The following is a 24,309-nucleotide window of genomic DNA, read 5'->3' on the forward strand; positions in this document are numbered from 1 at the left end:
CAGGTGGTTACCCGCCTCCGGACCGCTCGAACCGGTGTGCGTTTGCGCCAGTCGGCCGGTACGAGCCCGGCGCAACGGCGCACGACCGGCGCGCGGAGCAGCGGGAGAGGCCGCCGAGATGCCGGAGGACGTCGGCTGTACGAGGGTGGAGAAGCCGCCGACCCGTCAGACCGAGGAGCCGTGAGGATGGAAGCCAGCGAACGCCCGCGCGAGCACAGCCCCGAGCCCGACTCCGAACCGGCCGACCGCGGCGGCGTGCTCCCGCCCACGCACTCGCGCGTGACCCTGCGGGTGAACGACACCGTCCACGTCGTCGAGCTCGACCACCGCACCACGCTCCTCGAGCTGCTGCGCGAGCACCTCGCCCTCACCGGCTCGAAGAAGGGCTGCGACCAGGGACAGTGCGGGGCGTGCACCGTGCTCGTCGACGGCAGACGGGTCAACAGCTGTCTGCTGCTCGCGGTCGCGCAGGAGGGGTGCGAGGTCGTCACCGTGGAGGGGCTCGCCGAGGCGGCGGGCGCGGACGGCGAGCTGCATCCCCTGCAACAGGCGTTCCTGGACCGGGACGCGCTCCAGTGCGACTACTGCACACCCGGGCAGCTCTGCTCGGCCGTGGGCATGCTGGAGGAGGCCAGATCCGGCCGGCCGTCGGTCGTCACCGACACCGAACGGCCGACCGACGCCCCCGTGCGCCTGACCGCCGAGGAGATCCGTGAACGGCTGAGCGGCAACCTGTGCCGCTGCGGGGCCTATCCGCACATCGTGGAGGCCGTCCAGGAAGTGGTCGTACGGGACGCGGCCGCGCGGGAGGTGACCGCGTGAAGCCGGTGCTGTACGTGAGGGCCGGGAGCGTCGAGGAGGCGGCCGTCGCGCACGCGGGCCGCCCGGAGGCGCGGTACTTGGGCGGCGGCACCAACCTCGTCGACCTGATGAAGCTCGGGGTGGAACGGCCCGAGGTGCTCATCGACATCACGCGGCTGCCCCTGGACCGGGTGGAGGAGCTGCCCGACGGTGCGCTGCGGCTCGGCGCGACCGTGCGCAACAGCGACCTCGCCGCGCACCCCTTGGTCCGCGAGCGGTATCCGGTGCTGTCGCAGGCGCTGCTCAGCGGCGCCTCGGGCCAGTTGCGCAACGTGGCCACCACGGCGGGAAACCTCCTCCAGCGCACCCGCTGCGCCTACTTCCAGGACCTGGCGAAGCCGTGCAACAAGCGGGTGCCGGGCAGCGGTTGCGGCGCCCTGGACGGCGTCAACCACGACCACGCGGTGCTCGGCCACTCCGAACACTGCGTCGCCACCCACCCTTCCGACCTCGCCGTGGCGCTCGCGGCCCTGGACGCCGTGGTCGAGATGGCGGGGCCGGGCGGGGGCCGGACGGTCGAGCTGACCGAATTCCACCGGCTGCCGCAGGACAGCCCCGACCAGGACACCGTGATCCGCCCCGGCGAGTTGATCACCGGGGTGCTGCTGCCGCCCCTGCCCGCTGGCGCCGTCTCGCGCTACCGCAAGGCGCGGGCCCGGGCGTCGTACGCCTTCGCGCTCGCCTCCGTCGCCGCCGCCGTCCAGGTGGAGGGCGGGGTGGTCCGGCACATCGGGGTCGCCTTCGGCGGTCTGGCCCACCGCCCGTGGCGCGCCCGGCGTACGGAGGCCGCGCTGCTGGGCAGCGCGCCCACCCCCGAGGCGGTCGCCCGGGCCGTGGAGGCCGAGCTCGCCGCCGCCGTCCCGCTGCGGGACAACGCGTACAAGGTGTCGCTCGCCGGCGACCTCGCCCGCGAAGTGCTCGGCTCGCTGACCGCCCGGACCTGACCGGGGCCCGTCGCCCGGCCCTCGACGCCCGGGGCGCGCCGGGCGCCCGGCCCCGACTCCCCGAGAGGAGAGCCGCCGTGGGGCCGACTCCGAGCGCCCCGAGCGCCCCGGGTGCGCCGGTCGAGCGCCGGGAGGGGCGCGCGAAGGCGACCGGCGACGCCAGGAACACGACATCGGGCGCACCCCGGCCCCGCCGGATTGCGATCCGGGCGAGCGGGTACCGATGCGTGACCGCTCGCGCAACGCGGGGGCGGGTGGCCGTGCCCGGAGCGAGGGAAGTGGCAGGAGGCTGCGATGGACGGCGACGACAGGAAGCTGCGCACCGGGCGTGACGAAACCGCCGAGGGGCGCGCGGACCGCAAGTGGGGCGACCTCATCCAGGAGGTCCGGGTGGCCCAGACGGGCGTGCAGATCCTCTTCGGCTTCCTCCTGACCGTCGCCTTCACCCCGCTCTTCCAGCGACTCGGCGACACCGACAAGGCGATCTACGTCTGTACGGTCGTGCTCGGATCGGCGACCACGGGCGCCCTGGTGGCTCCGGTCTCCTTCCACCGGCTCCTCGCCGGCCGCCACATCAAACCGACCGCCGTCGCCTGGGCCTCTCGGCTCACCGTCGTCGGGCTCGTACTCCTCCTTGCCACGATGACCTCCTCGCTCGTCCTGGTATTGCGGGTGGCCGCGCGCGGCGGGTACTGGCCGTGGCTGGTCGGTGCCGTGGTGGCCTGGTACCTGGCGTGCTGGTTCGTACTACCGCTGTGGGTGCGGCACCGGCACACGGAGGGCGCGGCGGACTGAGCACTCGCCTCAGAGCGAAAGGGGCCGCGCGGGGCAGGCCCGTCAGCGGGCCGGACGGTCGAACGGCCCACGGGCATCTCGAAGGCTCTCAGGTGGGTGGCGGTACCCCGCTGAGTGACTGCGCTCCGCCCGCGACGGCAGCGCGACCTCCAGCCACACCACCTTGCCCGTTCCCAGCGGAATCGAGCCCCAGTCCCCGGCGAGCCGGTCGAGCACCATCAGGCCGTGGCCGCCCGGCAGCGAGGGGGCCCGGGAGCGGCGTGCGGGGGCGACGGGACTGGCGTCGGCGACCTCCACCCGGAGGTGGCCGTCCTCGTGGCGCAGCACCAGCTCCCGGGGGCCGCCCGCGTGCAGACAGGCGTTGGTGACGACCTCGGAGACGAGCAGCAGCACATCGGCCACACGCGCGCGGTCGTCCTCCCGCGCGGTCGTGGTCCACCCCCAGTCGGCCAGCGCGTGCGCGGTGAAGTCGCGGCAGCGGGTCACCACGCCCTTCGTACCGAAGAGCTCCAGGCGCCGCATCTGGCTCCGCCCGGCCCGGCTCGTGTCGCCCATCGCCTGCTCCGCTACTCCGGCGGGCGGCCCGCGAGCGCCTGGTCCAGGTCGGCGTGGATGCGGAACACCGCGTACGCACCGGTGATCTCGAACATCCGGGCCACGGGCGGCTGGAGCGCGGCGAGCTCGATGCCGGCGCCCGCGGCCTCCGTGGCCGCCGTCCGTGCCCGCAGCAGTGCGTTCAGCCCCGTCGAGTCGCAGAACCGCAGACTGGCGCAGTCGACCACGATCCGTTCCGGCGCGGCGGCGATCTGCTCCGCCAGGGCGGTACGCAACGGCTCCACCGTGTCGTGGTCCAGCTCACCGGTGAGCGAGAGCACCGCGGCCCCGCCGACCCGCCGTGCCGCGACGGCGAACCGTCTGCCCCCGGCGGTGCCCAAGTCGTACGAGTCGTCGCTCGTGTCCGGTGCCATGGGTCCACCCGTCTCCTTCGCCACTGCTCGGTGGTGCTCCGCACCGGGCGCCTGTAGGAAGAGTGCCCAATGATCGGCGCTCCAGTGCTCGGGCGGGGCGTGGGCCCGGCCCACCCATCCTGCCCGGCCGGGCACGCTTCCGCGATCGGTACGGCCGAGCCGGGCGAGAGTGCCCCGGCCCGTGCCCCGTATCGGCCGCGCCCCGGTTTGAGCTGCTGATACGGGGTGACCCGGCAGGCAGTGTGAGAAATCCGGAGTACGGGAGAGGGGCACTGTTCGGCCTGCGGGGCCGACGCCACCGGAAGTGACGGCCGCCGCCGAGCCGCTCCGCACGCCGTTCGGCCGACCGCGGCCCGCGCCCGGTCGCACGCCCGGGTGTCCGGGCGCAGCATGGAAGGCGGAAAGTCGTGCCGATCGGCCTGGGCCTGGCCAGCGGGCGTGTCCCGCACCGGGGCGTACGGGTGAGGAGGCCGGTGATGGCTGGTGCGCAGTCCTTCCCGGCCCGTTCGGGGGCGAGAGATCCGTCGCTGGTGGCCGGTGGCCTGCTGGACGTGCTCGGGGTGGCCGCGGTCGTCCTCGACGCCGAGGGCCGCATCCGGCTGTGGAGTCCGCAGGCCAAGCGGGTGTACGGGTACACCGCCCAGGAGGCGCTCGGGCAGTACGCCGCGAAGCTGCTGGTGGACGAGGAGCACCGCGACGTGGTGCTGCGGCTGTTCGCCCAGGTGATGTCCGGCGAGGGCACCTGGGCGGGGGTGTTCCCCGTCCGGCACAAGGACGGCAGCACCCTCCTCGTGGAGTTCCGCAACGTGCGCCTCGAAGCCGACAACGGCCGTATGTTCGCGCTGGGCCTGGCCTCCGAGCAGGCCACGCTGCGGCGGGTGGAGCGCGATCTGGCCCTGTCGCTGCGGCTCGTGGACCAGTCGCCCATCGGCCTGGCCGTCCTCAACACCGAGCTGCGGTACGTCCTGGTGAACCCCGCCCTTGAGCGCATCAACGGCGTTCCGGCCGACGAGCACCTGGGGCGCCGGATCGTCGACGTACTGCCGTTCCTGGACGGGACCACCGTCGAGGCGAGGATGCGCGAGGTGATGGCGAGCGGGCGCCCGGTGCTCGACGAGTTCACCACCGGCCGCACCGCCGCCGACCCCGAGCGGGACCACGCCTGGCTGGTGTCGGTGTACCGGCTCGACGACCAGGCCGGTCACGTCCTCGGCGTCGCGGTGTCCGTCGTCGACGTGACCGAGCAGCACGAGGCGGCCGTCTCCGCCGCCCAGGCCAGGCGCCGGCTCTCACTGATCGCGGACGCGTCCGTCCGCATCGGCACCACCCTCGACCTGGAGGTGACGGCCCGCGAGCTGGCCGACGTCACCGTCCCCGAGGTGGCCGACATCGCGGCCGTCGACGTGCTCGACACCGTCCTGGCCGGTCCCCGGCCGGGGGAGGCGGACGGCGGCGCCGTGCGGTTCCGCGCGCTGGCGCTCAACGCGGCCTACCCCACACCCGCAACCGAAGCCGCCGACCCGGTCGGCGACGTCGCCCTCTACGGCCCCACGAGGCTGGTGACCCAGTGCGCCCGCACCGGCCGCCCCGTTCTCGTCCCCCGGGTGCGCCCCCAGGACCTGCCGCGCATCGCCCGCGACGAGGCCGCCGTGCACCTCCTCGCCGCCGCAGGAGTCCACTCCTACCTCGCCGTCCCCCTCATCGCCCGCGGCCAGGTCCTCGGCGCGCTCGACCTCAAACGCGCCCGCAACCCCGCCCCCTTCAGCAAGGACGACGTACTGCTCGCCACCGAACTCGCCGCCCGCGCGGCCGTGTCCATCGACAACGCGCGCTGGTACCAGCGCCAGCGCGAGACGGCTCTGATGCTCCAGCGCCACCTGCTGCCCCAACGCCCCGCCGCCCCGCGCGGGTTGGACATCGCCTACCGCTACCAGCCGGCCGCCGCCGACGACGAGACCGGCGGCGACTGGTTCGACGTCATCGCCCTCAGCGGCGACCGTACGGCCCTGGTCGTCGGCGATGTGATGGGCAGCGGCATCAACGCCGCCGCCACTATGGGCCAACTGCGCGCCACGGCCCGAGCCCTTGCCCGGCTCGACCTGGACCCCGCCACCGTACTGACCCATCTGGACGCCGCCACCGCCGACCTGGGCGATGCGACGGCGACGTGTGTGTACGCGCTCTACGACCCCCACACGCACCTGTGCCACATCGCCGTCGCCGGGCACCCGCCCCCGGTGCACCTGCGGCCCGGCCGCCCGCCCCGGCTCCTCGACCTGCCCACCGGAGCGCCGCTGGGCGTGGGCGGCGTCCCGTTCTCGACCACGGCCGTCACCCTCGACCCGGGCGACGACCTCGTCCTGTACACCGACGGTCTGATCGAGACCCGCGACCAGGACATCGACACCCGCCTTGCGACCCTCACCGATCTGCTGACCGGCCCCAGCCGCCCGCTGGAGGACACCTGCGACTTCCTGCTCGCCGCCCTGCGCCGCCCGGACACCCATGACGACGTGGCCCTGCTCATCGCCCGGGCCCACGCCCTCACGGCCACCTGACCGGGCTCACACCTACATCCGCGTGCCGAAGTCCTGGGTCCACCAAGGGCCTCCGGGGCCGTTGTGGATCCCCACCCCCAGCTCCTTGAAGGCGCAGTTGAGGATGTTCGCGCGGTGCCCGGGGCTGTTCATCCAGGAGTTCATGACGTCGGCCGGGCTCTGCTGGCCCCGGGCGATGTTCTCGCCGTAGGTGGACCACTGGTAGTCGGCGGCGTGGATGCGCTCGCCCGGACCCGCCCCGCTGGGGTCGGTGTGGTCGAAGAAACCCTGTGCCGCCATGTTGTCGGAGTGGCGCTGCGCGGCCGTGGCGAGCCGGGAGTTGTCGCTCACGGGGCCGCAGCCGTTCTTGGCCCGCTCGGTGTTGACCAGCGCGATCACCTGCTGGGCGGCCGACCCCTGCTTGGCGAGGGAGTTCGGCACCCTGGGGGTGTGCGGCGCGGGAGTCCGCGCGGCCGTGCTGTGCGGCGCGGGGCTGTGCGCGGACGGCTTCGGCGAAGCGGCCGAGCGGCTCGGTGACGGCGATGAACTCGGCTTCGGGGAGGGCGAGTTGGACGCTCGCGTGGGTGTCGGTCCGGTGGCGGTGGCGCCGTCGGGGCCCGCCGCCGTGACGGCGGCGTCGGCCGGGGCGTCGGCGACCGCGGTGCGGGGCGCGGACGGATCCGACGAGACGTGGATGACCACGGCGAGGCCGCCTATCGCGGTGGCGCCCGCCAGCACCGCGGCGGCCCGGCGCCGACGCCTGGCGCGGTCGCGGCGGAGCTCGCCCCGGGTCGCCGCCTCGGCGCGCGCGCCTTTGCCACGGGGTGCCTGGCGGTGGCGGCCGGGCGCCGGGGGCACCTCGGCCATCCCGTACGCCATGGGCGCGGTGCCCCGGTGTGCGGCCAGGGCCGCGAACAGACCGGCCGCCGAAGCCACCGGCACCAGCGCGAGCCCCGCCAGCAGGCCCTCGGGCGGTACGAGTCCACTGGCGAGGCCGGAGCAGACCGGGCACACGCGGGTGTGCCGGGTGATGCGCTTGCGCCACAGCGCGGAGGGCACACCGTCCCAGAGCGAGAGCAGGCCGGTGAGTTCGTGGCAGCGCGGGGCACCTGCCAGGGTCCGTACCACCTGGCGCGACGCGTCGAGCCGCTCCTTCATGCGCTGCACGCGTACGGCCGTGTGCTGCGGGGACAGTTCGAGCGACGCGGCCACCTCGGCACGGGTCAGGTACCCCGCCGTCTCCAGCCACCACAGCGAGAGCAGCCCCCGGTCCTCGGACTCCAGCCAGCGGGTGGCCTCTGCGGCCTCCCTGCGCTGCCCCGAGAGCCCGAGTCGCAGGATCGTCAGGTCGACGAAGTCGGCGCCGGGGTCGGGCAGGTCGGACGTCTCCTGGATGCCGGTGCCGTCCGGCCGGGTGCGGGCGCGCTGCCAGTACTGGCGCAGCTGGTTCATGGTGATGGCCACCACCCACGACCGGAAGCTGCCGGGATCCCGCAGCCCCGCCAGGCCGTCGAGCATCCGCAGCACGCTCTCCTGGACCACGTCGTCGACGTCGGCGTGACCGTTCAGCGCCCGGCCGACGATGTTGTAGACCAGCGGCAGGCAGGCCGCGACGAGCTCGTCCTGGGCCTGCTGGTCACCGGCTCGCGCCGCCTCGACCGTCGCCGTCCCGTACTTCATGTTCACGCCTCGTCCACTCTCCCCGGGCCCCGGTGGTCTCCGGGTTCCAACCGACTGCTTCTCCACCGTGGGAGATCGGTGGGGGACCGGCGGATAACGAAAACGTGGAGGAAATCTTTTTCTCGGCCGTGCGGTGTCACACCGTCCGCCGCCCGAGCAGGGCGAGACCCATGCCGCTGGCCGTGTAGTGGACTTCGCGCCGGTAGCGGTGGCTGGTGACCAGACCGGCGTCGCGCAGCACGGCGAGGTGCTGGGACACCGCACCGAGGCTGAGGCCCGTACGCGCGGCCAGCTGTGTGGTGGTGGCCGGTGAGCTCGTATCGGCGAGCACCTGCGCGCGGCTGCGGCCGAGCAGACGGGCCAGGCCCTCGTCGGCGCTCCCGCGCCGCTCCCACAGGGTGCCCACGGCGCGCGCGGGGTAGAGGACGCAGGGCGGTGTCGGGCCCCGGCCGGGCAGGAGGCGGCAACGGGTGGCGAACGCGGTGGGGACCAGGGTGATCCCGCCCCCGTCGAGCCCCGCCTCGCCCGGCGGCAGATCCACCGACACCAGCCGGTCCCGTGTCCACCGCAGGGTGGGGTGGAGGTGGGCGAACACCTCCTGGATGCCGTCCTCGGCCAGTTGGCGGGTGCGGTGGACGACGTCGGCCTCCAGGACGGCACGGATGCGCGGCCAGTACGGCTGTACGGCGGCCCGCCACCAGGCGAGCACCGCGTCGCCCACCTCGGAAGGCATCCCGGCGAGCGCGAGTTCCTCCTCGATCTCGGCGAGCGGACACCGTGGGGGAGGGGGCTCGAAGGCGACGAGTTCGGTACGCAGCGGTTCAAGGCAGCGGGCCAGCTCGCGGTCCTGGCGCAGAGCCGACGCCTTCTTGATCCACGGCAGATGAACGGCGTGCCGTCCGGGGTCCTCCGAGGCCCGCAGACTCGCCACCGTCTCCCACAACGGCGATATCGCGAACCGCAGGTTGACCAGATCGTCCACCCCGAACCGCACCGCTCCCATGTCCCGCGCCCCCGATCGCCCCATGACGTTTTCGGTCAGACTAAAACAATGGCCCGGCCGTCCCGCCGGTGGTGGAGTGCGCGATCATGACGCTCTCCTGCTCCACGGACACCACTCCGGCTCGGCCCGGCGCCCTGCTCCGCGACCGCGACTTCCGCAGGCTCTGGGCCGCCGACACGGTCAGCCAGGCCGGTACGGCCGTCACGGTCCTCGCCCTTCCCCTCATCGCCATCGGCGCCCTCGACGCGACCCCCTTCCAGGCCGGTCTGCTCGTGACGTTCGAGTACCTCGGCTTCCTGCTGCTCGGCCTGCCCGCCGGGGCGTGGGTGGACCGGGCGCGCCGCCGCAGGGTCATGGTCGCCGGTGACCTGGGCCGCGCCGCACTCCTCGCCTCGGTCCCCGTGGCGAGCGCGCTGGACGTGCTGAGTCTGCCCCAGCTGTACGCGGTGGCCTTCGGCATGTCCGTGTGCACGGTGTTCTTCGACGTGGCCGCCCAGAGCCACCTCCCCCAACTCGTCGACGGCACCCGGCTGATGGAGGCCAACGTCAAGCTGGAGGCCAGTCGCACCCTCACCCAGGCCGCGGGCCCCGGCGCGGGTGGCGCGCTCATCGGCGCGCTCACCGCGCCCCTCGCCGTCGCGGTGGACACCGTCAGCTACCTCGCCTCCGCGCTCCTCCTCACCCGCGTCCGCCGCCCCGACACGGCCTCGCCCGCGTCGACGACGGCGCCGGGGCTGCGGGCCGAGATCACCGAAGGGCTGCGCTTCCTCTTCGCCCACCGGACCCTGCGGGCACTGACACTCACCTCGGCGATCTCCAACCTGTGCGGCACGGTCGGTGCGGCCATGCTCCTCGTCCTGCTCGCCGGCGACCTCGGCCTCTCCCCGTTCCTGTGCGGCCTGGTCTTCACCGCGGAGGCGGTCGGCGGCTTCCTCGGCAGTCTGCTCACCACGAGGATCGCCGCCCGGCTCGGCCAGGGACCGGCGATGTGTCTGTCCGTACTGACCAGTGGGGTGCTCTGGCTGCTCGCGCTGCCCTTCTACCAGTCCGACTGGCGCTTCGCGCTCGCCGTCGCGCTCCAGGGCCTCGGCTGGACGGCCTTCATGACCTTCAAGATCACCTCGGTGGCCCTGCGCCAGCAGCTCTGCCCGCCACCGCTCCTGGGCCGGATGACGGCGACGTTCCGTTTCGTGGTGTGGGGCTCGATGCCGATCGGCGCACTCCTGGGCGGCGCCCTGGGCGAGCACTTCGGCGCGCGCACGGCGCTGTGGGTGGGAGCACTGGGCGAACTGCTCGCCGTGGTGCCGGTGTTCCTCACCACCGTGCGGCGCGTGCGTGCGTAGGGGGCAGGGCCGGAAGCCGTCCCTGCCCGCGCCTGCCCCGTTGATGGTCCCCGCATCATCGCTTCCATGCCCGGATACCCGACATCGAATACCGCAACAAGTCGCTCGCCAAGCTCTGGCAGTTCCCGGCGGCCTCACTCACCGGTGAGGGTGTGCGCGGGGAGCGGATGTCGTGCAACCGTGGCGCGCGGCCGCCAGGTGGTGTGGCTCGACGTGACCACCGGCATCGGCGATGTGGTGACGCGCACCCGGCCCGCCGGCCGTTGCGCCTGACCAGGGGCACGGGGCTCGGCGGACAGGTGCTGTCCGCCGCGCTCCGTGCGGTTGATGCCGTACGGCGAGAAAGCCATCGACCCGATTCAACCCCGGCGGATGAGAGGTGTCAGGCCTTCGTGGGAACGGCGTCGGCGGTGGGCGTCCCGGCCGCCGCGGCGGGCGCCTTGTCCGGGGCGGTGTAGAAGACGGAGCCCTGCTTGCGCTCGCGCTCCAGCTCGCCCTTGGCGACGAGCGCTTCGAGGGTGTTGCGGACGACCTGGGGGCTGGTGGTGCGGTCGGGGTGGGCGGCCGTCAGTTCGGTGAGGATGTCGGCGACCGTACGCGGCTCCTGGTGTCCGGCGAAGAGGCCGAACACCACTTCCCGCAGGGTGGGGCCGGAGGTCTCCGCCTTGGCCCGGGAAGCGGTCTTCGCCGGAGCGGTGTTCTTGCGCGGGGTCCGCGCGGGCTTGGCCGCCGCGGTCTTGACCTCGGCCTTCTTCGTCCGCGGGGTGGGCACCTTGGCCGGTGCGGCGGCCTTCGCGGGAGTGGCCTTCGCGGGAACGGCCTTCGCCGGGGCGCCGCCGAGGGTGTGCTGCATGGTTTGCAGCAGACCGTGGTCCCGCTCCAGGGCTTCGAGTTGGCCCTTCAGCGTGTCGAGTTCGGCGCGGATACGTGTCTGGTCCTGCTGGTTGGCTTCCAGGTCGGCGGTGACACGCGCCGCGTACTGGTTCTTGAGTGTGCTGGTGTCCGGCTCGTCCGCCATGGGAGTTCGCTTTCCTCGTGCTGGATGTTGCCGCCGGATGCCGGCCCTTGCTGCGGGCACAGCACAGGCGAGTTCTAAAAAGATACACACCTGACCCAAACAAACGCAGCCCGTCTGAATCGCCTGCACACTAAAGAGTTGATGAGAGAAACGGTGAATCTCTCGATCATGCTCACGGGCACTGGCTGTTGAACACGTCCTACGGCCGGCGTGGTAGGTGGGTCCAAGTCGGCTACCGCGAAAGTTCACCCAGGATGAAACCACTGTCTGATGCATCGTCAACAATAGCCCCCGAGGGTGCGGTTGCCGGAATTCGGACGGGATATCGGACTGGCGTGGGCGGCGTCAACGGAAAGAACACCGAGGACGCCGTGGTCAACCTCCAGCTGACAACGGCGGCAAGGACGTGTGGTGCACCAACGGCTGCTGGGCGGTGGTCCCGACCGAGAACCGACCGGGCGCACGACTGCCGGTGCCCGTGCTGCCACGTGGGGTGTGACCGGCATCACGAGCATGACCCCGTCGCCCCGGGGCACCCGAAACCCCAGACCCCGTCGCGTCCCCCGTCGCGACGGGGCCGCCCCCCGTCCCCGTACCCTGTGCGGTCCGGCCCGGCGGTGGGCGAGGCGGTTCCTTCGCGAAAGCGAGAGGGGATTGACCCATGGGAGCCCTGGGCAAGTGCGCAGGGGGTGAGTGCGGGCGGTTCCGCATGCAGGACGGGGGCAGTGAGGTGAGTGAGGAGACGGCTCCTACATGGAGGACCGGACTCGTGCCGGTCGACGCCGCGCAGGCGCGCGGGCGCGTCAAGGCGCTGCTGGGCGCCGCGCTGGGCGGATCGCCGCTGTCGACGCGGAATCCGGTGGTCGCGGACGCGCTGCTCGTGACGTCGGAGCTGGTGACGAACGCACTGCGGCACGCGGGCGGCGTCACCGCCTTCGAGGCGACGGCGGACCGCGTGGGGCTGCGGCTGGTGGTCGAGGACGCGAGCACCGGGCTGCCGTCGACGAAGGAGCCGAGCGGCGACTTCGCCCCCGGCGGCTACGGCTGGCCGATGATCTGCCGCCTGGCGACCAGCGTCACCGTCAGCCTGCTGCCCGCGGGGGGCAAGCGCATCCAGGTCTTGGTGCCGCTGTAGCCGTGGCGGCGCGAGGCGCTCACAGGGATCTCCGCGAGGGGCTCACGCGGACCTCGTCGCCAGATCCCGCTCGTACGGCGCCGTACGAGCGTCGTCGCGCCACGGGAGCAGCAGCGGGGTCGCCAGGAGCAGGAGACCGGCGATCGCTATGGCCGTGCGCGGCCCGGCGGCAGCGGCCAGCAGACCCCACAGGGCCGTCATGGCCGCGATCGTGGCGCTGCTGGTGACCGACCACGCGGAGAGCGTACGGGCGACCCGGTCGTCCTCCGTCCGCGCGAGCCGGTAGGTGGCGTACACCGGGTTGAACACGCCCGAGCAGGCGATCAGCGCGAACTCGACGGCGATGACGAGCACCAGCCCGGCGACCCCGGGCCGGACGAACCCGAGGCCGACCGACCAGCACGCGCGCAGCGTCCCGGAGGCGAGCATCACCCTGTGCTGCCCGAACCGGGTGACGAGCGGGTTCGCCAGCCGCGAGCCGAGGAGACCGCCGAGGCAGGCGACGCCGAACGCGAGGCCGTACTGCCAGGGCGCGAACCCGAGGTCACCGAGCATGAGCGCGGCGAGCACAGGCGCGGTGGCCATGATCAGACCGTTGTTCAGGACCGTGTTGAAGAACAGCGGGCGCAGTGCCCGGTGGGTCAGGATGTACCGCCACCCCTCCAGCAGGTCCCCGGCCCGCATCCGCGGCGCACCCGTCCGTACGGGCTGCGGCTCCTGCCCGCCGATCGCGCGGATCCCCGCCGCGGACAGCAGGAAGCTGACGGCGTTGGCCAGCACGGTCGTCACCGGACCCAGCACCCCGATCGCGACGCCGCCCAGCGGCGGGCCGAGCACGGAGGCCGTCCAGGTGGTGGACTCGAAGCGCCCGTTCGCGACGAGCAGGTCCTCGGGCCGTACGAGCGACTTGAGGCACGCCCCGGCCGCCGCCTTGAAGGTGATGTCGCACGCGGCCACGACGACGGACACCGCCAGGAGCTGTCCGAAGCCCAGCAGGCCGAGGGCGTACGCGACGGGGACGCTCAGCAGTGCCGCGAACCGCACGAGGTCCATGGCGACCATCACCGGCCGCTTGCGGCGGAACTCCACCCACGGGCCGAGCGGCATCGCGACCGCCGCCCCCACCGCGAGCCCCGCGGCCGCAAGCGCCGACACCTGGGCGGGCCCGGCGTGCAGGGCGAGGATCGCGACCAGCGGGAACGCGTCGAACGCCAGCCAGGTGCCGAGCGTGCTCGCTCCGTAGGCGGCCCACAGCCATCCGAATCCGCGCCCGAGCGCTCTGCTGCCCGCCATGCCCGGCGCACTCCTCGCTGTCCCGCCCGGAGACCCGGAACGACCTCACCTGGAGCAGCGATCAAAGCGGGCCGCACCGCCCCGGGTCAAACAGCCGCCCGGCACCGGGCCACGGCGTCGGCGAAACCGGCCACACGTCACTCGACGGCGACGCCCATGCCGGTCCGGAGCTTGGTGAGGATCCGGCGCAGGATGCGGGAGACCTGCATCTGGGAGACGCCGAGCGTCTCACCGATCTCCGACTGGGTGCGCTCCTCCACGAACCGCAGGTGCACGACGAAACGCTCGCGCTCGGTCAGGGTGTCCATCGCGGGCGCGAGGGCCTGGAAGTCCTCGACCAGCTCCATGGCCGGGTCCTCGCGGCCGATGACGTCGGCGAGCGCCGCCTCCCCCTCCTCCTCGTTGCCGGACAGGGCGGCGTCGAGGGACGAGGAGTGGTAGCCGTTGGCGGCCAGCTGGGCCTCCAGGACCTCCTCCTCGCCGATGTCCATCAGCGCGGCCAGCTCCTTGACGGTGGGGGAGCGGTCAAGGCGGCTCTCCAGCTCGGCCCGGGCCTTGCCCAGCTCCGTCCGGCGCTCCTGCAGGCGGCGCGGGACGTGCACGGCCCAGGTGGTGTCGCGGAAGAAGCGCTTCATCTCGCCGACGACATACGGCACGGCGAACGTGGCGAACTGCGTCTCGCGCGACAGCTCGAACCGGTCGATCGCCTTGATCAGGCCGATCATGCCCACCTGGACGACGTCCTCGATCTCGTCCGCGTACTGGCGAAAGCGCCGCGCGGCGAAGCGCACGAGCGACATGTTCATCTCGATCAGGGTGTTGCGGGCGTACTGATGGGCGGGAGTCCCCTCCTCCAATACCGCGAGCTGTTCGAAGAAGAGGCGTGACAACTCCCGGGCGTCCCGTGGTGCGAGCTTGTCGGGGCACTCGACCAAAGGCAGCTCGGGCGCCACCAGGCTCCGCTGACCCACCATGGTGCCGACCTCGACCGTCGTCATGATCTCTCCCTGGATCGACCCGTACGGCTTCCGACGCGTTCCGACGCGAAGGGCGTGTACCCGCGAACTCACCTCGCACACGGCTCCGTTCCGAAGGGGGCCGAAATGCTGTTGAGGGCGGCGCACGCCGTCGGAGAGGATCGCGGACATGTTTTCGCGCAAGAACCGCCGTCCGAAGTCCGCCGAACTCCTCAAGGCGTGGGAGTGCCTGGACGAGGGCGACCTGCCCGGCGCCGTGCGGCTGCTCAGGACCGCCGGGGAGGACCTGCCGCCGGGCGAGGTGGCGCTCGTGGTCGGACGCGCCGCCAAGGCGGCCGGCTTCGACGACCTCGACCGGGCCGCCGCGGCGCTGGCGGCCCGCCCCGACGACGACCGGGCCCTGTACGACTTCGGGTACGCGTGCATCGAGCGCGGCCTCTCCTTCCTCGCCGTACCCGCCCTGCGCGAGGTGCTGACCCGCAACCCGGGCGCGCTCCAGGTGGTGCGCGAGCTGGTGGCCGCGTACGAGAGCGAGAACCGGCACGGCGAGGCGGTGGAGCTGCTGGCGCGGCACGAGAGCGGGTTCGAGGAGTGGCCCGACCGGTACCTGCTGGTCTTCAACGCCGTCATGGCGGGCGACCTGGCCCTGGCGAACCGCCACTTCGCGCTGCTGCCCGACCCCGAGGACCCGATGTGGCTGCCCGCCCACCAGCGCCAGCGCCGCATGCTGGAGCGCGCCGCGAGCGCCGGTCCCGCGAGCGCCCTCGACCGCACCGATCTGCGCGGCTGGCAGTTCGTCATGGGCGGTACGGTGCTGGGCACGCTCTCCCCGTACGGCTTCGGCGCCGGGATGAACGGCCGGTACGCCTGGCTGCAGGACTCGTACGGCCAGTGCCTGCGCGGGCTGCTGCGGCTGAAGGCGCTCCTCGACGCCGCCGGGGTGCGGCCCCGCTCGGTGTCGCTGCTGCCCGACCGGGGCAGCCGGATCCTCGGGCTTGCCGCCGCCGAGGTTCTCGGGCTCCCGGCCGAGCCGTTCGCGCCGGGGCGGGAGGACACCGTGGTGATCGCGTACGACCTGAACGAGCTGGCGGAGGTCGCCGAGGGCCCCGAGATCCTCGGGCAGCTCCAGGAGCGGGTCCCCGGGCAGGTCCTCCACGAGCACGCGAGCAGCTGGACCGACACGCCCGTCATCACCGCCGACAGCGTCGCGCTGCTGCACCAGGCTGTGGTCGCGCCCTGGGACGGGCAGTTGCGCGCGGGCGAGGACGGCGAGGTGGAGCGGGCCGGGGCCGACGACCGCCCGGACGCGCTGATCGCCGCCGAGATCACCGGCGCCGACCCGTCCCCGGACGAGGGCGACGGGGAGACGCCCGCGGACCCGGACGAGCACTTCACCGAGTTCGTCACGGTCGTACGGGGCGCGTGGCTCCAGGGCGAGCGCATCCGGCTGAAGTCGACCGGTCCGGTGCCGAGTTCCAAGTTCGCGTGACGCCAACGCCCTCGGACCCCCTGTTTGTCTGCGGACCGTGCTGGGCTGGTCGCGCAGTCCGCGCCCCTGAGGGGGCGGGGCCTGCGGCCCCTGCCCCCCCCTTTGCTCCTTGGGCGCCGGAGGCGCCTTAAGGGGCGCGGGGAACTGCGCGAGCAACCCCCACCGGCCCGCAGACAAACCCCGGGCCAAAAAGTCACCAGGACTCCGACACCTCGGCCCGGTGCCGCGCCCCGGCTCCCGACGCCCGGATGCGCAGGGCGACGAGCGGCAGGATCAGTACGGACAGGATGGCCGCGCCGACGAGCGCCGCGCCTTCGCCGGTGCCGAGCGTGCCGTCGTCGATGCCGATGGTGGTGATGGCGACGACGAGGGGCAGACAGGTCGCGCAGTACAGGGCGAGGGCGGTGCGGTCGCGGCGTGCGAGGTCGTTCGGCGCGAGGAGGAGGGCGGGGGCGCCGCGTACGAGCAGGAAGAGGAGGAGGAAGGCGGGGACCAGGGCGAGTGGTCGGCCGCCGTGGAGGAGCGCGGACAGGTCGAATTCGATGCCGGTGACGATGAAGAAGATCGGTACGAGGAAGCCGAAGCCCATCGCCTCGACCTTGCCCAGGATGTCGCCGCTGTGGTCGGGTGCGGCGCCGACGAGGACGAGCCGGGTGAGCAGCCCGGCGGCGAACGCGCCGAGCAGGGAGTCCAGACCGAAGGCGGCCGAGAGCCCGAGTATGCAGGCGAGCAGCAGCATGACGAAGCGGACGGCGAACTGGCCGCTGCTGTGCAGGGTCCTGGCGATGATCCGGGAGAACCAGGGCGGCCGCGGCCGCAGCGCCCAGACGACGGCCGCGGCGGTGACGGCGGCGAACGCGATCAGCACGACACCGGCCCGCCCGGGACCGCGCCCGCTGAGCAGCACGGCCATCGCGATGATCGGGCCGAACTCGCCGACCGCGCCGAAGGCCATCACCACGGTGCCGAAGCGCCCGCGCAGGCTGCCGGAGTCGCGCAGGATGGGCAGTACGGCCCCGAGGGCGGTGCTGGTGAGCGCGGTGCCGATGACGAAGCTCTTGTCGGCGGCGCCGCCGGTCAGCGCGAAGGCGATGCCGAGGGCCAGACCGAGCGTGATCAGCCAGGCCCACACCGACCGGCGCAGGGTGTCCCCGCGCACGGCGTCGAAGTCGATCTCGTACCCCGCCAGGAAGATCAGCATGGAAAGACCGAGCTGCGACAGCACGTCGATGAGCTGGTCCTTCTCGGCCCAGTCCAGGACGTCCGGGCCGATGAGGACACCGAGCAGGATCTCGAAGACGGCGACGGGGACGGGAGCCCAGCGGCCGACGGCATACGCGATCAGGGGTGCGAGGACCGCGATGGCCATGATCAGGATGAGCGTCCCGGTGTGCGACATGGCTCGTATCTAGCATAAATAGGATCAAGATCTACCAAAAGTCACCCTGCGCCCCTTGGTCAGGCGAATGTGGCCGCGTGGTCGGCCGCCCACTGTGCGAACGGCAGAGGCCGGCGCCCGAGGATCCGCCGCGCGGTCCCGGTCGCCGGAGATCCGCCCTGGGCGGCGGCGACGATGAACTGCACGATCGAGGCGGCCACCGCGGGCGACCCGAACCGCTCGAACTCCCGCCGAGCCCGCGCCTCGGTGAGTTCCTCGATCCGGACGGTCCGTCCGGCGGCCTCGCCGATCAGCTCGACCTGGCGGCGCTGCGACATCAGCTCGCCGCCCGTCAGCAGGTCGCTGACCCCGCCCTCCGCGCGGCCGGTCAGCGCGGCGACCGCCGCTGCGGCGACATCGCGCTCGTGGATCGGCGCCGTGGCCGCCTCCGGGTGCAGCATCCGGGCCACGCCCTCCGTGCGGATCGAGTACGACCAGGTCAGCGCGTTGTTCGCGAGGACGAGCGGACGGATCGGGGTCCAGCGCAGGCCGGAGGCGGCGAGCACCCGCTCCATCGTCCGGTGCTCCTCGGCGATCGCGTTGCCGTGCGCGTACGGCAGGAGCACGCTCCCGGAGGAGAGGACCACCACGTGCTCGACGCCCGCCGCGCGGGCGGCGACGGCGAAGTCGGCCATGCCCGCCGCGGTGGCGTACACGAACACCTTGCGTACGCCGTCCAGCGCGGCCGGGAGCGTCTCCGGCCTGGTGAGGTCGGCCGCGACCACCGGGACGCCGGCGGGCAGGTCCGCGGTCTCAGGGTCGCGTGCCGACGCCCGGACCGGCTCGCCCAGGGCGAGGAGCTGGTCGAGTACCTGCCGTCCGACGCTTCCGCGAGCCCCGATCACCAGCGTGGTCATGTGTGCCCTCCTCGGGTGCCGTGCCGTCCTGGTCGTCCTGCCTGGTTCTATCCGACATGGTCAAGGAAGTCAGAACGGGCTTGTCGGGCCAGACGGTCATAAAATGCTGTTACCGACCAGTCCGCTTCCGAGGGAGGCCTCGATGCGAGCGACCGAGGGTGACCAGCTGGTGCAGCACGGCAGGGTCGTGGGCCAGCACGACAAGACGGGCGAGATCATCCAGGTGCTGGGGGAGAACGGCACACCGCCCTACCGGGTCCGCTTCCCGGACGGCCATGAGTCGATCATGGCGCCGGGCCCCGACTGCGCGGTGCGGTCGACGGCCGAGCCGAGGAAGGAGCAGTGGTAGCCGAGGTTTCGGACGTCGTCCTGAAATCGCCCCCGACAAACCCCACTTGAAGGATCTTCCCGTACGCCCGTTCGCCCACTGGGGAACCTTTCCGTGCAGGAACATGTCATCCATGGGAAGGTGTCGATCTCCCTGGAGTGACGGGTGGGACACCAGGGGTGGACGAGTTGAGGGGGCACGCCTGTGGGCGGGGAGCATGGTGTCGATCTGAGTGACAGCGGGGCGGAGCCGCTCGCGCCGGACGACCCACGGCAGATCGGCTCGTTCCCGCTCATCGGAAGGCTCGGTTCCGGCGGAATGGGGCGGGTGTACCTCGGGGTGGCCTCGGGCCGTTACACCGCCGTCAAGCAGGTCCTCCCGATCCTGGCCGAAGACCAGGACTTCCTGCGGCACTTCGGGCACGAACTCGACAACCTGGGCAGGCTGCCCACCGGTGTCAGCGCGGCGCTCCTCGCCACCGACCGCACCGCCCGGCCGCCGTGGTTCGCCACCGAGTACGTACCCGGACTGACCCTGGACGCGGCGGTCGAGCTGCACGGCGGCTCGCTGCCGCGCGAGGCGCTCTGGCGGCTGCTGGGGGACGCCGCGTCCGCCCTGGGCGCCGTGCACTCGCGGGAGATCGTCCACCGGGACCTCAAGCCCTCCAACGTGATGCTGACCCTGGACGGCCTCACCCTGATCGACTTCGGGATCGCGCGGGCCGCGGACCAGAGCAGGCTGACCCAGACCGGCATGGTCATCGGGACGCTCGCCTACATGGCGCCCGAACAGGCCGCGGGCAGCGTCCGGTTGACGGGCGCCGCCGACGTGTTCTCCCTCGGCTGTCTGCTCGTGTACGCGGCGACGGGACGGCCGCCGTTCGGCGAGGGCGCCGGGCACGCCCAGCTGTACCGCATCGTGCACGAGGAGCCCGACCTCGAAGCGGTGCGCCGTGTCGACGCCGGCCTGGCGGACCTGCTCGAAACCTGTCTGGCCAAGAACCCCGCAGCCCGGCCCGCCGCGTCCGACCTGGCCGACCTCGCCCGGGAGAAGGCGCCGTCCGGCTCCGCGCGATGGCCGTCGGCCATCGCCGAGCGGCTGTCCGAGCGGGCCGCGTTCGCCGCGGAGGTGCCCGACCCGGCCGAGTTCACCCGGTCGACGGTCAACCTCCGTCCCGCCGCCGGGCCGGAGGTGGGCGTGGTGCGGGACGCGCCCGCCCCCAAGAAGCCGCGCGAACGCCGCACCCGTGTGCTGCTCGCCGTGGTCCCGGCCGTGGTCGTCGTGAGCGGCACGGTCATCGGCGTCATCCTCATGCCGTACGGCTCGTCGACGCATGACGGGGCCCGGCCCTCCACCGGGGCGTCGTCCCCCGCCTCGCACTCCGCCGGACAGTCCGGGGGAGCGCCTTCGGCGCAGCCGAACCGCTCGGGCACGCCGTCGTCGCCCGCGCCCAGCGCCTCGTCGGGCCCGTCGGGCGGGGCCTCCTCGGGACCCTCAGGATCCTCGGGTGCGACCGCCGCACCCCCGGGATCCGGCCCGCGACAGGGCGGCGCGGCGGGCGGCTCCGGCTCCGGTGCGGGTGGCGCGGGCTCGGGCGGCGGCACACCAGCCGGAGGCGGCACCCGCACCAACCGTCCCCCGGCGGATCCGCCCGCCCAGACCGGCGGCTCGGCCATCGGCTCGCCGGGCACCTACCGCGTCAAGAACGTCTCCAACAGCCAGTGCCTGAGCGCCGGCGGCACCGGCGCCTCGTACGGACCCTGCGAGTCCACGTCGTCGTACGCGTGGACCTTCAAGTACGCCTCCGACGGCACCTTCCAGCTGATCAACCGGGGCAGCGGCTACTGCCTCGTGGGCGGCAGCGACTTCGGAGGGGGTGGCGGTTTCACCGGCTACGCCACCACCTTCCCCTGCGGTCAGACCGCCGGCGGCCAGCACTGGCGGATCGGCACCCGCACCTCCTCCGGCAGCACCATCAAGAACACGTCGAGCGGCGAATGCCTCGAAGTGGGCAGCAACGGCGCGATGGTGACCCCGTGCGACTCCACCCAGCACGCCCAGCTGTGGGTCAACGGCGGGTCCGCCTCATGAGTGCGGGGCCCGCCGGTTCAGGAGCGCCCTGACCGCGTCCGCACCTTCGCGTTCACGCCGGCACTCACCCCCGCATCATGACGGTGTTTCCACCCGGCCGCCCGCCGGTGTGGCCGGAGAAAAGGGTGGGACTTCGGGTCCACCGCGTACTACCCTCCCCGGATGCCTCAACTCACCGGTGACGAGCCCCTGCCGGGGCGTTCGCGCACGCTGTGGCGCGACCACGACTTCGGCGTCTTCTGGGCCGCGCAGACCCTCTCCGTCGTCGGTGACTCGTTCGCCCTGATCGCCCTGCCGCTGCTTGTGCTGCACGCGACGGGCTCGGTCGCCCAGATGGGCCTGCTGACCGGCGCCGCGGGCGCGGCCGCGGTCGTCGCGGGGGTGTTCGCCGGGGTCGTGGTCGACCGGCTGGACCGCAGGAAGCTGCTGATCGCGTGCGACCTCGCCCGCCTGGTGCTGTACGCGCTGATACCGCTGGTGTGGGCGTTCGGCCCGCAGGTCTGGCTGCTGTACGTGGTGCTTCCGCTGGCCGAGGCCGTCGGGATGCTCTTCTCCGTCACGTACGTCACCGTCGTACGGGCGCTGGTGCCGGGCGACCGCATCACCGAGGCCAACGGCAGGCTGAACGCGACGGCCGCTGCGGCCGGGGTCGTCGGGCCGCTGCTCGCGGGCCTGGTGGCGGCCTGGGTGGGCCCGGCGGCGGCCGTTGCCGTGGACGCGGTGAGCTTCGGGGTGTCGGCCGCCTGTCTGAGCTTCGTACGGTTCAAGGGCCGTGCCGAGCCGTCCGGTGACGCGACGGGGCAGGGGCAGTGGCGGGAGTCGATGGGCAAGGAGTTCGCCGCCGGGGTGTCGTTCCTGCGGCGGCATCCGGTGCTGCGGAGCCTGACCGTTCTGCTGTCGGTCTTCAGCTTTCTGACGCTCGGCCTCAACGACCTGATCATCTATCACCTCAAGCACGACCTCGGCCAGGGCGACGGCGCGGTCGGCACCGTCTTCGCCGTGGGCGCTCTGGGCACGGTCGTCGGCGCGCTGTGCGTCGCCCGGATCCGCCACCGGCTCGGCTTCGGCGCGACCTGGATCGGCGGCGTGGCGGTCTGCGGGCTCGCCCTGGCGGCGATCGGCTCGGCCGGGAGCGTGGCGGGCATCGCGGCCCTGAGCGCCGCGTTCCTCGGGTGCGTCAGCGTGTCGGGGACCTGCTCGATGTCGCTGCGGCAGGAGGTGACCCCGGACCATCTGCTCGGCCGGGTCACCTCGGCCTTCTGGACCATCCACTACTCGGCGGCCCCGATCGGCGCGGCCGTCCTCACCTGGGCCGCGCAGCGGTACGGCACGGGGTCGGTGTGCCTGGTCGCCGGGGCGTGCTGTCTGCTCACCGCGGCGCTGGCGCTGTTCACCCCGGTCCGCGCGCGCCGCCCCGAGCAGGCCGGGCCGGTCGTGGCCGGTCCCGTCCTGAGCGGGCCTGGCCAGGAGTCGGCCCGTAGTGGATCATGTCGGGATGACTGATCCACTTCCCTCGGCGCCGTTCGTCGCGGTGCGGTTGGCCGGATACACGAAGGCCGACCAGAGCGAGATCCTGGGCGAGGGCGCCGACCCCTTCGGTGTCGCGGACGCAGGTCTGACCTGGCTGCCCAAGGAGGACCACTTCGGTGTCCGCCACGAGGACCGGCTGGTGGCGCACGCGGGGCTGCTGCCCCTGCGGATGTCGATCGGCGGTGTCGAGACAGAGGTGATGGGCGTCGGCGGGGTGGCCGTCGCGTCCGCGCTGCGCGGGCACGGCCTGGCGCGGCTGGTCGTGGGCGCGGCTCTGGACCACGCGCGCACCAGGGGGCCGCGGCGCGCGCTCCTGTTCTGCCGGCCACCGCTCGTGGAGCTCTATCGGCGGCTCGGCTGGCGCACTCTGGACCGGGACGTCGAAGTGGACCAGCCCGACGGGCCCGTCGTCATGCCGCTGCGGACCATGTGGATCCCGCTGCACGACGACGAGCCCTGGCCCGACGGCCCGGTGAGGCTGCTCTCGTACCCCATGTGAGCGACCGTCAGGCCATCCGGGGATCGGGCTTGAGGATGGCGAAGGGGGCGCCGTGGGGGTCGGCGAGCCAGGCGATCCGGCCGACGTCCGGCACGTCCGCCGCGGGCATGATGACCGAGCCGCCGTTCTCCTGCGCCCGGCCGACCGTGGCGTCCGCGTCGGCCACCGAGAAGTACGGGATCCACCGCGGTTCCATGCTCTCCTGGAGCGGGGCGAGGCCGCCGAACGAGGTGTTCTGCTGGTCGCCCTCGGCGGTGGACAGCACGGTGTACGTCATACCGGGCGACTCCATCTCCTGGGAGCGCCAGCCGAACAGGGAGCGGTAGAAGGACAGCGCGGCCGGTACGTCACCGACGTGCAGCTCGGCCCAGAGCAGCGTATTGTCCTCGGACGTCGCTTCGAGGCCCTTCGTGGCGGCGGGCTGCCAGACGGAGAACTCGGCGCCGCCCGGGTCGGTCAGACACGCCATCCGGCCCGCCTCCATGACGTCGAAGGGCTCCACCCGCACGGTCCCGCCCGCCTGCTCGACCGCCTTGGCGGTGGCGTCCGCGTCCGGCGTCTGGAAGTACACCGTCCAGGCCGGGCTCGCGCCCTCCTCGGTGAGCGGACCCAGGGCGGCGACCGTCTTGCCGTCCTTCTGGAAGAAGCCGTACCCGCCGGCGTCGGGGCCCGCGGACTGGAAGTCCCACCCGAAGACGCCGCCGTAGAAGTTCGCGGAGGCCGCCGTGTCGGGGCTGCCGAGGTCGAGCCAGTTGGGTGCGCCGGTGACGAAGTCGGTGCTGAGCATGGTTCCGTGCCTGCCTTTCGCGGATCTGGCCGTGAGGGCGGGGAGTCCGCGGCCGGGCCGGTGTCCTCCCGAGGGCGAACCAGCCCATAACGGATCGTAGTGACAGAGCCGCGCATCGGGCATACGGAACGGCGGAACGGGTGACGGCCGGGCCGTATCCGTCCCGGCCGCGCGCGGGCGTGCGGGCCGCGCACCACCGCAGGAGTTCCGGACCTCAGCGGCGCGGGGCGGCGGCCCGTCGCTCGCCGGAGCGCCACGTCCGGCTCGTCTTCCCGGCCTTGCGCCGACGCTCCCCGAGGTGGTGGAATCCGCGCCCCAGACGGCGGCCGACCAGCAGATAGCCGAGCAGCGCCCCGGACGTGTTGAGCAGCACGTCGTCCACGTCGAACGCGCGCCCCTCGACGAGCGCCCCCTGCGCCAGCTCGATGAAGACCATCACGACGACCGTGTACAGCAGCACCCGCACCGCCCGCAGCCGTCGGCGCACCAGCACCGGCAGGATCAGCCCGAAGGGTGCGCCGAGGAGCAGATTGCCGCCGATCTGCCGGCAGGCGGCGAGGAACGTGTAGTCGTCGGCGTACTGGCGCAGCGAGTGCCCCGGCCGCAGGTTCGACCCCGCGATGTCGCGCGACGCGGGCGACGGGGTGAGGGTCGCCTCGGCGAGGACGGCGGAGAACGCCACCAGCGCCGCGATCGCCACCACCACGATCAGAATCCGAACGGCCATGACCCGCCT

At 73.0% G+C, this 24,309-nt stretch carries 23 protein-coding genes; 11 read left to right on the forward strand and 12 right to left on the reverse strand.

Annotation, left to right across the window (positions count from 1 at the left end; genetic code table 11):
• Nucleotides 1-186: 186 nt before the first annotated feature.
• The 3 genes from QIY60_RS28525 (at nucleotide 187) to QIY60_RS28535 (ending at nucleotide 2,600) form a co-directional block, all read left to right on the forward strand.
• The gene (locus QIY60_RS28525; RefSeq protein ID WP_283145039.1) at nucleotides 187-822 is read left to right on the forward strand and encodes a 2Fe-2S iron-sulfur cluster-binding protein; all 636 of its coding nucleotides are present in this window, start codon (nucleotides 187-189) and stop codon (nucleotides 820-822) included.
• On the forward strand, nucleotides 819-1,805 hold the full coding sequence (locus QIY60_RS28530) for a xanthine dehydrogenase family protein subunit M (RefSeq protein WP_283145040.1): 987 nt from the start codon (nucleotides 819-821) through the stop codon (nucleotides 1,803-1,805). Before QIY60_RS28525 ends, QIY60_RS28530 begins: the two co-directional genes overlap by 4 nt.
• A 294-nt stretch (nucleotides 1,806-2,099) precedes the next feature.
• Nucleotides 2,100-2,600, forward strand: coding sequence for a DUF6328 family protein (locus tag QIY60_RS28535; RefSeq protein ID WP_283145041.1), 501 nt, complete (start codon nucleotides 2,100-2,102; stop codon nucleotides 2,598-2,600).
• 42 nt (nucleotides 2,601-2,642) lie between these two features.
• Here QIY60_RS28535 and QIY60_RS28540 read toward each other — a convergent pair whose 3' ends face one another.
• Together QIY60_RS28540 and QIY60_RS28545 are read right to left on the reverse strand one after the other, a co-directional pair.
• Nucleotides 2,643-3,155, reverse strand: a complete 513-nt coding sequence (locus tag QIY60_RS28540; protein WP_283145042.1) for an ATP-binding protein — start codon at nucleotides 3,153-3,155, stop codon at nucleotides 2,643-2,645.
• Between the two features lie 11 nt (nucleotides 3,156-3,166).
• Nucleotides 3,167-3,568 (reverse strand): STAS domain-containing protein, encoded by a 402-nt coding sequence (locus QIY60_RS28545; protein ID WP_283145043.1) that lies wholly within the window; start codon nucleotides 3,566-3,568, stop codon nucleotides 3,167-3,169.
• Nucleotides 3,569-4,044: 476 nt separating this feature from the next.
• Here QIY60_RS28545 and QIY60_RS28550 point away from each other — a divergent pair, with 476 nt between their 5' ends.
• The gene (locus tag QIY60_RS28550; RefSeq protein ID WP_283145044.1) at nucleotides 4,045-6,126 is read left to right on the forward strand and encodes a SpoIIE family protein phosphatase; all 2,082 of its coding nucleotides are present in this window, start codon (nucleotides 4,045-4,047) and stop codon (nucleotides 6,124-6,126) included.
• Nucleotides 6,127-6,138: 12 nt separating this feature from the next.
• Here QIY60_RS28550 and QIY60_RS28555 read toward each other — a convergent pair whose 3' ends face one another.
• Together QIY60_RS28555 and QIY60_RS28560 are read right to left on the reverse strand one after the other, a co-directional pair.
• Nucleotides 6,139-7,785, reverse strand: a complete 1,647-nt coding sequence (locus tag QIY60_RS28555; protein ID WP_283145045.1) for a sigma-70 family RNA polymerase sigma factor — start codon at nucleotides 7,783-7,785, stop codon at nucleotides 6,139-6,141.
• Nucleotides 7,786-7,921: 136 nt separating this feature from the next.
• Nucleotides 7,922-8,812, reverse strand: coding sequence for an ArsR family transcriptional regulator (locus QIY60_RS28560; protein WP_283145046.1), 891 nt, complete (start codon nucleotides 8,810-8,812; stop codon nucleotides 7,922-7,924).
• A 62-nt stretch (nucleotides 8,813-8,874) separates the two neighbouring features.
• Between QIY60_RS28560 and QIY60_RS28565 the strand changes: the two genes are divergently transcribed.
• Entirely contained in the window at nucleotides 8,875-10,131 is a 1,257-nt protein-coding gene (locus QIY60_RS28565) for an MFS transporter (RefSeq protein ID WP_283145047.1), read from the forward strand.
• 134 nt (nucleotides 10,132-10,265) lie between these two features.
• Here QIY60_RS28565 and QIY60_RS28570 read toward each other — a convergent pair whose 3' ends face one another.
• Complete coding sequence (locus QIY60_RS28570) at nucleotides 10,266-10,481, reverse strand: hypothetical protein (protein WP_283145048.1); 216 nt, start codon at nucleotides 10,479-10,481, stop codon at nucleotides 10,266-10,268.
• Nucleotides 10,482-10,513: 32 nt separating this feature from the next.
• Nucleotides 10,514-11,149, reverse strand: a complete 636-nt coding sequence (locus QIY60_RS28575; protein ID WP_283145049.1) for a hypothetical protein — start codon at nucleotides 11,147-11,149, stop codon at nucleotides 10,514-10,516.
• A gap of 769 nt (nucleotides 11,150-11,918) precedes the next feature.
• Here QIY60_RS28575 and QIY60_RS28580 point away from each other — a divergent pair.
• A complete protein-coding gene (locus QIY60_RS28580) occupies nucleotides 11,919-12,284 on the forward strand; it encodes an ATP-binding protein (RefSeq protein ID WP_283145050.1) in 366 nt (121 codons plus the stop codon).
• A gap of 42 nt (nucleotides 12,285-12,326) precedes the next feature.
• Here QIY60_RS28580 and QIY60_RS28585 read toward each other — a convergent pair whose 3' ends face one another.
• Together QIY60_RS28585 and QIY60_RS28590 are read right to left on the reverse strand one after the other, a co-directional pair.
• A complete protein-coding gene (locus QIY60_RS28585; RefSeq protein ID WP_283145051.1) occupies nucleotides 12,327-13,577 on the reverse strand; it encodes an MFS transporter in 1,251 nt (416 codons plus the stop codon).
• A gap of 137 nt (nucleotides 13,578-13,714) precedes the next feature.
• Complete coding sequence (locus tag QIY60_RS28590) at nucleotides 13,715-14,551, reverse strand: SigB/SigF/SigG family RNA polymerase sigma factor (protein WP_283146109.1); 837 nt, start codon at nucleotides 14,549-14,551, stop codon at nucleotides 13,715-13,717.
• 172 nt (nucleotides 14,552-14,723) lie between these two features.
• On the opposite strand from QIY60_RS28590, the gene QIY60_RS28595 reads away from it, so the two are divergent.
• Nucleotides 14,724-16,043, forward strand: a complete 1,320-nt coding sequence (locus QIY60_RS28595) for a hypothetical protein (RefSeq protein WP_283145052.1) — start codon at nucleotides 14,724-14,726, stop codon at nucleotides 16,041-16,043.
• A gap of 193 nt (nucleotides 16,044-16,236) precedes the next feature.
• Here the strand turns inward: QIY60_RS28595 and QIY60_RS28600 are convergent, their stop codons facing one another.
• Together QIY60_RS28600 and QIY60_RS28605 are read right to left on the reverse strand one after the other, a co-directional pair.
• Nucleotides 16,237-17,442 (reverse strand): cation:proton antiporter, encoded by a 1,206-nt coding sequence (locus tag QIY60_RS28600; protein ID WP_283145053.1) that lies wholly within the window; start codon nucleotides 17,440-17,442, stop codon nucleotides 16,237-16,239.
• A 59-nt stretch (nucleotides 17,443-17,501) separates the two neighbouring features.
• A complete protein-coding gene (locus QIY60_RS28605) occupies nucleotides 17,502-18,338 on the reverse strand; it encodes an NAD(P)H-binding protein (RefSeq protein WP_283145054.1) in 837 nt (278 codons plus the stop codon).
• A gap of 142 nt (nucleotides 18,339-18,480) precedes the next feature.
• Here QIY60_RS28605 and QIY60_RS28610 point away from each other — a divergent pair, with 142 nt between their 5' ends.
• The 4 genes from QIY60_RS28610 (at nucleotide 18,481) to QIY60_RS28625 (ending at nucleotide 22,786) form a co-directional block, all read left to right on the forward strand.
• Complete coding sequence (locus QIY60_RS28610) at nucleotides 18,481-18,687, forward strand: DUF1918 domain-containing protein (RefSeq protein ID WP_283145055.1); 207 nt, start codon at nucleotides 18,481-18,483, stop codon at nucleotides 18,685-18,687.
• Nucleotides 18,688-18,870: 183 nt separating this feature from the next.
• Complete coding sequence (locus QIY60_RS28615) at nucleotides 18,871-20,757, forward strand: serine/threonine-protein kinase (protein ID WP_283145056.1); 1,887 nt, start codon at nucleotides 18,871-18,873, stop codon at nucleotides 20,755-20,757.
• 162 nt (nucleotides 20,758-20,919) lie between these two features.
• Complete coding sequence (locus QIY60_RS28620) at nucleotides 20,920-22,260, forward strand: MFS transporter (RefSeq protein WP_283145057.1); 1,341 nt, start codon at nucleotides 20,920-20,922, stop codon at nucleotides 22,258-22,260.
• On the forward strand, nucleotides 22,253-22,786 hold the full coding sequence (locus QIY60_RS28625; protein WP_283145058.1) for a GNAT family N-acetyltransferase: 534 nt from the start codon (nucleotides 22,253-22,255) through the stop codon (nucleotides 22,784-22,786). Before QIY60_RS28620 ends, QIY60_RS28625 begins: the two co-directional genes overlap by 8 nt.
• A gap of 7 nt (nucleotides 22,787-22,793) precedes the next feature.
• Here QIY60_RS28625 and QIY60_RS28630 read toward each other — a convergent pair whose 3' ends face one another.
• The gene (locus tag QIY60_RS28630; RefSeq protein ID WP_283145059.1) at nucleotides 22,794-23,573 is read right to left on the reverse strand and encodes a VOC family protein; all 780 of its coding nucleotides are present in this window, start codon (nucleotides 23,571-23,573) and stop codon (nucleotides 22,794-22,796) included.
• A 214-nt stretch (nucleotides 23,574-23,787) separates the two neighbouring features.
• On the reverse strand, nucleotides 23,788-24,300 hold the full coding sequence (locus QIY60_RS28635; RefSeq protein WP_349253961.1) for a VanZ family protein: 513 nt from the start codon (nucleotides 24,298-24,300) through the stop codon (nucleotides 23,788-23,790).
• Nucleotides 24,301-24,309 lie beyond the last annotated feature (9 nt).

It is taken from the genome of Streptomyces sp. BPTC-684, from assembly GCF_030028635.1.
GTDB lineage: Bacteria > Actinomycetota > Actinomycetes > Streptomycetales > Streptomycetaceae > Streptomyces > Streptomyces noboritoensis.

Excerpts from the sequence above, each read along its gene's own strand:
- QIY60_RS28540 (WP_283145042.1), bottom strand. The coding sequence starts at position 3,155 with ATGGGCGACACGAGCCGGGCCGGGCGGAGCCAGATGCGGCGCCTGGAG.
- QIY60_RS28595 (WP_283145052.1), top strand. The coding sequence starts at position 14,724 with ATGTTTTCGCGCAAGAACCGCCGTCCGAAGTCCGCCGAACTCCTCAAG.
- QIY60_RS28635 (WP_349253961.1), bottom strand. The coding sequence starts at position 24,300 with ATGGCCGTTCGGATTCTGATCGTGGTGGTGGCGATCGCGGCGCTGGTG.
- QIY60_RS28620 (WP_283145057.1), top strand. The coding sequence starts at position 20,920 with ATGCCTCAACTCACCGGTGACGAGCCCCTGCCGGGGCGTTCGCGCACG.
- QIY60_RS28600 (WP_283145053.1), bottom strand. The coding sequence starts at position 17,442 with ATGTCGCACACCGGGACGCTCATCCTGATCATGGCCATCGCGGTCCTC.
- QIY60_RS28605 (WP_283145054.1), bottom strand. The coding sequence starts at position 18,338 with ATGACCACGCTGGTGATCGGGGCTCGCGGAAGCGTCGGACGGCAGGTA.
- QIY60_RS28560 (WP_283145046.1), bottom strand. The coding sequence starts at position 8,812 with ATGGGGCGATCGGGGGCGCGGGACATGGGAGCGGTGCGGTTCGGGGTG.
- QIY60_RS28525 (WP_283145039.1), top strand. The coding sequence starts at position 187 with ATGGAAGCCAGCGAACGCCCGCGCGAGCACAGCCCCGAGCCCGACTCC.
- QIY60_RS28575 (WP_283145049.1), bottom strand. The coding sequence starts at position 11,149 with ATGGCGGACGAGCCGGACACCAGCACACTCAAGAACCAGTACGCGGCG.
- QIY60_RS28630 (WP_283145059.1), bottom strand. The coding sequence starts at position 23,573 with ATGCTCAGCACCGACTTCGTCACCGGCGCACCCAACTGGCTCGACCTC.
- QIY60_RS28535 (WP_283145041.1), top strand. The coding sequence starts at position 2,100 with ATGGACGGCGACGACAGGAAGCTGCGCACCGGGCGTGACGAAACCGCC.
- QIY60_RS28585 (WP_283145051.1), bottom strand. The coding sequence starts at position 13,577 with ATGGCGGGCAGCAGAGCGCTCGGGCGCGGATTCGGATGGCTGTGGGCC.
- QIY60_RS28550 (WP_283145044.1), top strand. The coding sequence starts at position 4,045 with ATGGCTGGTGCGCAGTCCTTCCCGGCCCGTTCGGGGGCGAGAGATCCG.
- QIY60_RS28625 (WP_283145058.1), top strand. The coding sequence starts at position 22,253 with ATGACTGATCCACTTCCCTCGGCGCCGTTCGTCGCGGTGCGGTTGGCC.
- QIY60_RS28610 (WP_283145055.1), top strand. The coding sequence starts at position 18,481 with ATGCGAGCGACCGAGGGTGACCAGCTGGTGCAGCACGGCAGGGTCGTG.
- QIY60_RS28565 (WP_283145047.1), top strand. The coding sequence starts at position 8,875 with ATGACGCTCTCCTGCTCCACGGACACCACTCCGGCTCGGCCCGGCGCC.
- QIY60_RS28590 (WP_283146109.1), bottom strand. The coding sequence starts at position 14,551 with ATGGTGGGTCAGCGGAGCCTGGTGGCGCCCGAGCTGCCTTTGGTCGAG.
- QIY60_RS28570 (WP_283145048.1), bottom strand. The coding sequence starts at position 10,481 with ATGGCTTTCTCGCCGTACGGCATCAACCGCACGGAGCGCGGCGGACAG.
- QIY60_RS28555 (WP_283145045.1), bottom strand. The coding sequence starts at position 7,785 with ATGAAGTACGGGACGGCGACGGTCGAGGCGGCGCGAGCCGGTGACCAG.
- QIY60_RS28545 (WP_283145043.1), bottom strand. The coding sequence starts at position 3,568 with ATGGCACCGGACACGAGCGACGACTCGTACGACTTGGGCACCGCCGGG.